Below are 9,591 nucleotides of genomic sequence, written 5' to 3' on the forward strand. Positions count from 1 at the left end.
ACGATGCTGCTCAAGACCTCGCTGCGGAGCTTCCTGGCGCACAAGTGGCGCCTGGTGCTCTCCCTGCTGGCCGTGGTGCTCTCGGTCGCCTTCGTGGCCGGCACCCTGGTCTTCTACAACACCGCCACCAGCACCTTCGACCGGCTGTTCGCCGCCACCGCCTCCGACCTGTCGGTGCGCAAGGCGCAGGACGAGCTGACCGCCGACAGCCCCGGCCGGGCCTCGACCGTCCCGGTCGCCACCCAGCAGAAGCTCGCCGCCGAGCCGGGCGTCGAGGCCGCCGTCGGCAACGTCTTCTCCTCCTCCGCGACCCTGGTCGACCCGGCCACCAACAAGCTGGTCGGCCCGACCAGCGGGGCCCCCACGCTGACCGGCAACTGGACGGAGTCGCCGCGCAGGTCGGTGGACATCACCTCCGGCCACCAGCCGCAGGGCGCCGACCAGTTGATGCTGGACGCCGACACCGCCAAGAAGGCCGGACTCGGTCTCGGCAGCAGGCTCCGGGTGATCGCCGAGAGCGGCACCCACGACTTCACCGTCTCCGGCATCGTCACCTTCCGGACCACCAACCCCGGTGCGGCGCTGGCCTTCCTGGACACCCCGACCGCCCAGCGGGTGCTGCTCGGCACCGAGGCGTACACCTCCGTCGAGCTGTTCGGCGACGGCAGCCGCAGCAACGACGAACTGAAGACCGCGGCGCTGGCCGACCTCGGCAGCGGCTTCGACGCGAAGACCGCCGCCGAGCAGCAGAAGGAGAACTCCGCGGGCGTCGGCTCGTTCCTGAAGTTCATGAAGTGGGCGATGCTCGGCTTCGCCTTCCTGTCGGCCGCCGTCGGCATCTTCCTGATCGTCAACACCTTCTCCATGCTGGTCACCCAGCGCACCCGGGAGATCGGCCTGCTGCGCGCCATCGGCGGCAGCCGGTCGCAGGTCAACCGCTCGGTGCTGGTCGAGGGCCTGATCCTCGGCGTGATCGGCTCCACGATCGGCATCGGCGCCGGACTCGCCCTCGCCGTCGGCATGATCCAGCTGATGCAGGCGACCGGGATGAACCTGGACTCCTCCTCGCTGCAGGTCACCTGGACCGTCCCGGTGGTCGGCTACGCCGTCGGCCTGCCGGTCACCCTGCTCGCCGCGTTCTTCCCGGCCCGCCGCGCCGCCCGGATCACCCCGATGGCCGCGCTGCTCGACCACGCCGCCCCGGCCGAACCCCGCGCCAACCGGATCCGGGCCGTGCTCGGCCTGGTCGTGACCGGCGCCGGCGTCGCCGCGCTGGCGCTCGCCGCCGGTTCGCCCGGCTCCACCGGCGGCCTGCTGCTCGGCCTCGGCCTGCTGGCCACCCTGACCGGCTCGGTGGTGCTCGGCCCGCTGCTGGTCTCGGTCCTGGTCCGACTGCTCGGCGGCCTGCTGCCCGCGTTGTTCGGCCCGGCCGGGCGGCTCGCCCAGCGCAACGTGGTCCGCAACCCGCGGCGCACCGGCTCCACCGCCGCCGCGCTGATGATCGGGCTGGCCGTGGTGATCGGCGCCTCCGTGGTCACCTCCTCGATGGTCGGCTCGATGACGTCCCAGATCGACAAGTCCGTCGGCGCCGACTACGTGGTGGACGGCGGCCACGGCGCCCTCACCCCCGCCATGATCGACGCCGCCCGGCGCACCAAGGGCCTCGACCACCTGACCGAGCAGCGCAACGTCCCCGCCGAGGTGACGCTGCCCGACGGCGGCACCCTGCGCACCCGGCTCGCCGTCTCGAACGCCGACTTCCTGCGGGACTTCCGGCTGCCGGTGGCCACCGGCAGCGCCGAGGCGGTGTTCTCCGGCGGCGGCCTCTCGGTCGGCCAGGACTTCGCCGACGAGCACCACGTCAAGGTCGGCGACCGATTCGCCGTCAACTACGGCGAGGGCCGCACCCAGACCCTCAAGGTCGCCGCCGTCATCAAGACCGGCAACCAGCTGTTCGACCAGCGCTTCTTCACCGACAGCGACACCGTCGCCAAGGCGATGAACGGCCAACTGCCGCTCACCGGCGTGGCGTTCGGCACCGCGTCGGCCGGCGCGGACAAGGCCGCCGTGCTCGCCGACCTGCAGAAGTCGCTGGCCGAGTACCCGCAGCTGGTGGTCAAGGACCAGGCCGGCTACAAGGAGATGGTCAAGTCCCAGTTCGACCAGCTGCTCGCCATGGTCTACGGCCTGCTCGGCCTGACGATCGTGGTCGCCGTCCTCGGCGTGGTCAACACGCTGGCGCTGTCGGTGATCGAACGCACCCGGGAGATCGGCCTGCTGCGCGCCATCGGCCTGTCCCGCCGGCAACTGCGCCGCACCGTCCGCCTGGAGTCCGTGGTGATCGCCCTGTTCGGCGCCCTCCTCGGCACCGCACTCGGGCTCAGCTGGGGCGTCACCGCCCGCGCCGTCCTCTCCGAGCAGGGACTGACGGTGCTGACCGTTCCCACCGGAACCGTCGTCACCGTCCTGATCGGCTCCGTCCTGGTCGGCCTGGTCGCCGCCCTCGTCCCGGCCTTCCGCGCCGCGAGGATGAACGTCCTGGCCGCCATCGCCACCGACTGACGCACCACCGAACCACCCAGGCCCGCCCGGAGCACCCGCCCCGGGCGGGCCCGCGTGCTGTCAGGCCACGGTGAACCGGCTGCCGTTCCGCACCCCCAGCCGCGCCGAGACCGGCACCTGCGCCCCGTCCGCCACCGTCAGCTCGGCCGCCCCCGAGCCCAGCCGCGCCGCCCGCTGCCCGCGGTACCGGAACCACACCGACACCACGTGCGGCCCCGCCGCCACCGGCACCCGGTTGACGCCCCAACGGGCCCGCGACTCCACGCCGTCCACGTCCACCACCGGCTCCGTCGCCATCCGGTGGAACCAGGCCGTGAACCAGTGCGGACGCACCTCGACCACCAGCACCGCCATCGCGACACCCCTCCCGTCGACCGGTCCGAATCACTCCCCGTTCCAACGTAGCCCCATGACCGGTCGTCGGTGTCCGGTGCAGCAGGAGTCGTTCCCCCACCTCCGGTGCGAGAGCCCCGGAAGGCGCCTGTAACAATCGCGCGCATGTCGGAATACCCCGTGCCCCCACTGCCCGCCGCGCCCGCGCTGACGCTGGCCGCCGCCGACCAGTGGCGGGCCGCCCGGGTCTGGCGGCGGCTGCACAGCCGCTGGCTGGCGCTGCTGCCGGTGGTGACGGTGGCGCTGGCGATCGCGTTCGACCACACGCCGGACCGGTGCGACTCACTGCGGGCCTGTACCGCGCCGTACGCCGAGAGCGCCGCGCCCGCCGTCCTGCTGGTGGAATTCCTGGTGCTGCTGCTGCGCCGGCGCACCGGCTTCGTGGTGCCGGCCGCGGCAGGCCTGCTGCTCTGGTTCCTGCCGAACGCGCTGCCGGGCCCCTGGCTGCCCGCCGTCGCCTGCGCCGCACACCTGCTGGCCGCCGCTGCGCTGTACCGGACGGAGGCCGGCAGGCGCCGCGCCGAGGCCCAACTGGCCACGTTGATGGGCCCGCCGGTGCCGTACCCGTGGACGCTGCGGGGCGGCGGCTCCCCGCTCGACCTGCCGCCGCTGCCCTGGGTGCGGCAGGTCCTGGCCGCCCTGTTCGGGGCGGTCGCGGTGGTACTGCTGGCGGTCGGTGTGTGGCAGACCGAGGACAGCACCGACCGGGCCGCCCGCGCCGACCGGGTGTGGGGCACCGTGCGCAGCGTCGACGGCGGCGGCGACAGCGCCACCGTCGAGTACCGGCTGCCGCACGAGTACCGGACGCTGACCGCCGAGGTGGACGGCGAACGCACGGTCGGCGAGGAGGTCCCGCTGCTGGTCGACGGCACCGGCTGGTACCGGGCCGCCGACGAGCGGCAGGACTCCGCCCCGTGGTGGCTCGGCGTCGGCGCGGCCGGCACCTTCGCCGTCCTGCTGGTCCTCTCCGCACGTCGCACCACCCTGGCGCGCCGAACCATCGGGGACGCCGCTCCCGCCCTCCGGGTCCGGGTCCGGCGGACGGCGAGCGGCATCCTGGAGGTGCTGCCGGTGGACGGCGGCGACCGCGAGGCCGGCCTGTGGCGAGTGATGCCGTTCGGCGACGAAACCGCCCAGTACGCGCCCGCCGATCTCGACAACCCGGCCGCGTGGATACCCGATCCCGGCGCCGACGATGACGACGATGACGACGACGAGGACGAGGACGAGGACGACGAGGACGCACCGGTCGCCCCCGTCGGGGCCGACGCCCCCGTCGAAGCGCTGCTCTACCACTGGACCGGCCGCAACCGGCTCGTGGTGTTCCGCTCCCCGGAGGCGCCGCACAAGTGGACGGCCGCCCGCGCCGTCGTCCTCGCGGCACCGTCCGGGCGGCACCGCGACGGCGAGCCGCGCGACGAGGCGGCGCAGGTGAAGGCCCAGGTCGCCCGCCACCTGGCGGACGACCGCGCCGAACAGCCCGACGGCCGTCCTGAACCGGCACGGGTGTTCGGCCTGCCCACCGCGCTGCGCTGTGCGGCGGCCCCCGTCGCCGCCGTGCTGATCGGCGCGGTGATGACCTACCTCGCCGAGCAGGGCGGCCTGGTGGACGGCCTGATCCGCCCGCTGTTGATGGGAGGCGGGCTCCTGGTCGTCGTGCTGGACGGGTTCGGCTGGCAGCTCGCGGTGGACCGCGACGGCGTCGCCATCGGCGGCGTGCTGCGGGTGCGCCGGGCGAGTTGGCAGCAGCTGACGGCGGCAGCGCTGCACAGCGGTCGCGTCACGGTGCGGTACCGCAGCCGGCCGCTGTTCGGCTTCGCCTCCGGCCCGGCCCGCCTGCTGCACCGACACTTCGGCGGCGACTTCGACCCGCAGCAGGTCGCCCGCATCGTCACCGCGCTCGCCCAGCGCCCGGAGCGCCGACCGCTGACCGCGCTGCCCGAGGGCGCGGTCGGCTCGACGATGTGGCTGAACCGCCTGGTGCTCGCCGGGTACCTGGTGTGGGCGGTGGCCCAGTACCTGCTGCGCTGACCGGCCGTCAGGCCGGGCAGCTGATCTCGCTGCCGCTCTCCGCCCCGGCCACCGGGCCGTCGCTCGCGGCGGCCGGTTCGGGCGCGGCGGCGGCGGCCGGGCTCCGGTAGTCGCTGCCCGCCACCACCTGGAAGGTCGCGCCCAGGTTCGGGACCTTGACCAGCTCGGCGTCCGGCAGCGCGGCGGCCAGCGTCTTCACCGACTCGTCCCAGTGCGGGTCGTAGCGGATCACCGTGCGGGTGGCGGCCGGGCCGTTGCCGGGCGCGTTGGACGGGGTGCCGGTGGTGGCGAACCCGGCCTTGCGGAGGTCCTCGTCGACCCGGTTGCCGAGGCCCTGCACGCCCGCGCCGTTCAGCACCTGGACCCGTACCTGGTCCGGGGGAACCGTTCCGGCAGCCGGCGCCGTCGAGGGGGTGGTCGCGGCCGGGGCCGGACCGGTCAGCGGGCGCCCGGCCCGGACGGCGTCGAACAGCGCCTTCGCGCCCTTGTCGTCCCACAGCACGGTCGAGCCCCAGCCCTGCACCGGGTGGTCCACCGAGGACAGCGGCACCGTCGCGAAGTCCGCGTTCGACGCCGACAGGTCCTTCAACCGGGCCGCGAAATCCAGCAGTTCGGCGTTGCCCAGGCCCTTGTCGACCTTCACCGAGCGCAGCACGGTGTCCAGCACCCCGGTCAGCCTCGCCGGGTTGAGCAGGGTGCCGCCGGAGGACGCCTGGTGCAGCAGCTGCGCCAGGAACTTCTGCTGACGGTGCATCCGCCCCAGGTCCGAGGAGCCGTCCACGTGCCGGGCCCGGACGTAGCGCAGCGCCCCCGCGCCGTCCAGCCGGCTGGTGCCGGCCGGCAGGTCGAGGCCCGAGTAGTCGTCCCGCAGCGGCTTGGGCGTGCAGACGTCGACGCCGCCGAGGGCGTCCACGGTGGAGACGAAGCCGAGGAAGTTCACCTCGATGTAGTGGTCGATCCGCAGCCCGGTGCTCTGCTCCACGGTGCGCACCGCCAGCGGCGCCCCGCCCATCCCGTACGCGGCGTTGATCTTGCCCTTGGCGGCGGCCACCTGCTTGCCGGAGACCCGGTCCTGGTGCGCCGGGATCTCCACGTACGAGTCGCGCGGCACCGAGATCACGGTGGCCCGGCCGTGGTCGGACAGCTGGACGATCATCATGGTGTCGGTGCAGTGGCAGGACTCGCCGCCCGCGTGCAGGACGTCCTTCAGGGTGGACTCCGAGATGCCCTCCCGCTCGTCGGTGCCGACCACCAGGAAGGTCGACGCCCCGTCGTCCGCGGGCCGGTCCGGGCCGCCGCCGATCGCGTCCACCCGGCCCAGCGAGGAGCCGACGCCGTTCAGCACCGCCCAGCCCGCGCACGCGGTGGCCAGCACCGAGCAGGAGAGCGCGCCCGCCGCCCAGAGCCCCCAGCGCCGACGACCCGTCCGACGGGATCCGGACAGGCGTTCGATCGGGCGGTGAGCAGGCATCTTCCGGATGCTAGGCGCTGCGGCCCGCCGCACCCGGGCGGCGCGCCGGACCGGGGCCGACCCGGGCCGACGCCCGCCGGTCCGCGCCGGTACGCTCGGGCACGATGAACACCAAGGCTGCTGAGGAGCTGCCGGCGGTCTCCGTGATCATGCCGGTGCTCGACGAGGAACGTCACCTGCGCACTGCCGTCCACCGGATCCTGGAGCAGGAGTACGACGGCGAACTGGAAGTGGTGATCGCACTCGGCCCGTCCACCGACCGGACCGACGAGATCGCCGCCGCCCTGGTCGCCGAGGACCCCCGGGTGCGCACCGTCCCCAACCCGACCGGCCGCACCCCCGCCGGCCTGAACGCCGCGATCCGGGCCAGCCGGCACCCCGTGGTGGTCCGGGTGGACGGCCACGGGCTGCTGACGCCCGGATACATCGCCACCGCCGTCCGGCTGCTGAACGAGATGGACGCCGCCAACGTCGGCGGCATCATGCACGCCGAGGGCGAGACCGAGTGGGAGCGGGCCGTCGCCACCGCGATGACCTCGAAGATCGGGGTCGGCAACGCGGCCTTCCACACCGGCGGTCTGGCCGGCCCGGCCGACACCGTCTACCTCGGGGTGTTCCGCCGCGAGGTGCTGGAGCAGCAGGGCGGCTACAACGAGGAGTTCATCCGCGCCCAGGACTGGGAGCTGAACTACCGGATCCGGCAGGCCGGCGGACTGGTCTGGTTCACCCCGCAGCTGAAGGTCACCTACCGGCCCAGGCCGACCCCGCGCGCCCTCGCCAAGCAGTACAAGGACTACGGCCGCTGGCGTCGCGTCGTCACCCGCTACCACCGCGGCTCGGTCAACCTGCGCTACCTGGCGCCGCCGGCCGCCCTGCTCGGCGTGGTCGGCGGCCTGGTGCTGGGCGCGGCGCTGCACCCGGTGTTCCTGGTGCTCCCGGGCGGCTACTTCGCGGCGATCGTCGCCGGCGGCCTGGCGGAGGGGCGCGGCCTGTCCGCCAAGGCCCGGGTGCAGGTGCCGCTGGCCCTCGCCACCATGCACCTGAGCTGGGGCTTCGGCTTCCTCACCTCGCCGCGCAAGCTGGCCCGCAAGGTGATCGCCTCCACCTCGCCCGCGCCGATCGACCCGGCCGCCGCCACCGGCGCCTGACCGGCCGTCAGGGACGGTCCCCGGAAGCCCGGACGGGGGCCGTCCACCCGCGCTAGGGTCGCGCCATGACGAGCAGCGACCCCAGGATCGAGGCCACCGCCGACGTCGACCCGCGGGCCACCGTCGGCCCGGGCAGCACCGTCTGGCACCTCGCCCAGGTCCGCGAGCACGCCGAGATCGGCGCCGAGTGCATCATCGGACGCGGCGCCTACGTCGGCCCCGGCGTCAGGCTCGGCGACCGGGTCAAGCTCCAGAACCACGCCCTGGTGTACGAGCCCGCGGTGCTGGAGGACGGCGTCTTCGTCGGCCCCGCCGCCGTCCTCACCAACGACCTGTACCCGCGCTCCGTCGACCCGGACGGCCGGCTCAAGCGCGGCGACGACTGGCACGCCCGCGGCGTCACGCTCCGGCAGGGCTGCTCGGTCGGCGGCCGGGCCGTGCTGGTGGCCGGTGTCACCGTCGGCCGGTGGGCCCTGGTCGCGGCCGGCGCGGTGGTGCACCGGGACGTCCCCGACTTCGCGCTGGTCGTCGGGGTGCCCGCCCGCCGGATCAAGTGGGTCGGCCGGGCCGGCGAACCGCTGGAGCCGGCCGGCGACGGCCGCTGGCGCTGCCCGCGCACCGGCGAGCAGTACACCGAGACGGGCCCCGACACCCTCGTCCCGGACGCCGAACTCCCGTCCTGAGCAGGCTATTTGAACTTCGACGCGCACACGTTGGTGTCGTCCGCGCGGATCCGCTGGAGATCCTTCGGGGCCCCGGTCGGCGACGCCGACGGCGTGCCCGCCCCGACGAAGTCCGCGCCCAGCACCACCGTCACGCCCGCCGACCGGCCGCCGGCCCGCAGTGCCGTCGCGGGCAGGCCGAGCGCCGCGGCCACCGCCTGCGCCCGGTCCTCCTGGCCCGCCGGGTAGGACACCGAACCGGTCGGCCGGGCCTCCGTGTTGCTGCCGGTGACGGCCAGCGCGAAACCCTTCGCCCGCAGCAGCGACACCGCCCGACCGGCCTGCCCGGGCGTCCCGGTGCCGTTGCGGACCGTCACCCGCACCGCCTCGGCGTCGATCGGCGGCGGCTCCGAGGCACTGGCCGACGGCGTCGGGGAGGCCGATGGGGCGGTCTCGGTCAGCGAACGGTCGGCGGCGATCAGCGCGAACAGCTGCTGGGCGTCGCCGGGCTTGAGGACCAGCCGGTTGTTGTCCGTCGGGTCGTCCAGCACCGGCACCGTGGTGAAGGTGATGTTCCGGGTGTTCACCCGGGAGACGTCGAGCGCCAGGTCCTTCAACCGGTTGACGTCGTCGATGGCGCTGTCCACGGTCAGCGCCTTGGTGGCGGCGTCCGCCAGGTTCCACAGCTTGGCCGGGCTGGTCAGGGTGTCGCTGCTCTTCATCTTCCGGATCATCGAGCTGATGAACTGCTGCTGCAGCGGAATGCGGGTCAGATCGCCGCCCAGGCCCACCGCATGACGCGTCCGGACGAACGCCAGCGCCTCCTCGCCCTGGACCACGTGCCGTCCGGCGGTCATCCGCAGGTGCGAGTACGGGTCGTCGATGGCGGTGGCCGCGCACACCTCGACGCCGCCGACCGCCGTGGAGAGCGACTTCACCGCCTCGAAGTTGACCATCATGAAGTGGTCGATCCGGACGCCGGTCAGCTTCTCCACGGTCTTCCACGTACAGCCCGGGTCCCGCCCGTCCTGCCCCAGGCTGGTGTTGAACATCGCCCGCGCCGAGCCGGGGATCCGCTTCTCCCCGCTCCGGCAGTCCGGGACGGTCACCATCAGGTCGCGCGGGATCGACAGCACCGTGGCGTTGCTGCGGTCCTTGGAGACGTGGAACAGCAGCGTGGTGTCCGCGTGCCCGGTCGACCCCTCGTCACCGTAGTCCCGGCCCAGGCCGACCCGGCTGTCGGTGCCGATCACCAGCAGGTTCAGCGCGGCGTTGCCCGCCTTCGGCCGCTCCGACTCGTCGCCGACCTGGACGTCCACCGAGG

General features: G+C 74.0%; 7 protein-coding genes. 4 read left to right on the plus strand and 3 right to left on the minus strand.

The features are described 5' to 3' along the window. The first annotated feature begins 3 nt into the window (after positions 1-3). Positions 4-2,562, plus strand: coding sequence for an ABC transporter permease (locus CG736_RS18690; protein ID WP_100587315.1), 2,559 nt, complete (start codon positions 4-6; stop codon positions 2,560-2,562). A gap of 60 nt (positions 2,563-2,622) precedes the next feature. Here CG736_RS18690 and CG736_RS18695 read toward each other — a convergent pair whose 3' ends face one another. Next, positions 2,623-2,916, minus strand: coding sequence for a hypothetical protein (locus CG736_RS18695; RefSeq protein WP_100587316.1), 294 nt, complete (start codon positions 2,914-2,916; stop codon positions 2,623-2,625). A 144-nt stretch (positions 2,917-3,060) separates the two neighbouring features. On the opposite strand from CG736_RS18695, the gene CG736_RS18700 reads away from it, so the two are divergent. After that, on the plus strand, positions 3,061-4,986 hold the full coding sequence (locus CG736_RS18700) for a hypothetical protein (protein WP_100587317.1): 1,926 nt from the start codon (positions 3,061-3,063) through the stop codon (positions 4,984-4,986). A 7-nt stretch (positions 4,987-4,993) separates the two neighbouring features. On the opposite strand, the gene CG736_RS18705 is transcribed toward CG736_RS18700, so the two are convergent. Further along, the gene (locus tag CG736_RS18705) at positions 4,994-6,457 is read right to left on the minus strand and encodes an LCP family protein (protein WP_100587318.1); all 1,464 of its coding nucleotides are present in this window, start codon (positions 6,455-6,457) and stop codon (positions 4,994-4,996) included. 104 nt (positions 6,458-6,561) lie between these two features. On the opposite strand from CG736_RS18705, the gene CG736_RS18710 reads away from it, so the two are divergent. Both CG736_RS18710 and CG736_RS18715 read left to right on the plus strand, forming a co-directional pair. Beyond that, on the plus strand, positions 6,562-7,605 hold the full coding sequence (locus CG736_RS18710; protein ID WP_100587319.1) for a glycosyltransferase family 2 protein: 1,044 nt from the start codon (positions 6,562-6,564) through the stop codon (positions 7,603-7,605). Positions 7,606-7,670: 65 nt separating this feature from the next. Then, positions 7,671-8,288, plus strand: coding sequence for an acyltransferase (locus CG736_RS18715; protein ID WP_100587320.1), 618 nt, complete (start codon positions 7,671-7,673; stop codon positions 8,286-8,288). 5 nt (positions 8,289-8,293) lie between these two features. Here the strand turns inward: CG736_RS18715 and CG736_RS18720 are convergent. After that, on the minus strand, positions 8,294-9,591 hold a 1,298-nt coding region (locus CG736_RS18720), incomplete at its 5' end, for an LCP family protein (RefSeq protein ID WP_100587352.1).

It is taken from the genome of Kitasatospora sp. CB02891 (genome assembly GCF_002803145.1).
GTDB lineage: Bacteria > Actinomycetota > Actinomycetes > Streptomycetales > Streptomycetaceae > Kitasatospora > Kitasatospora griseola.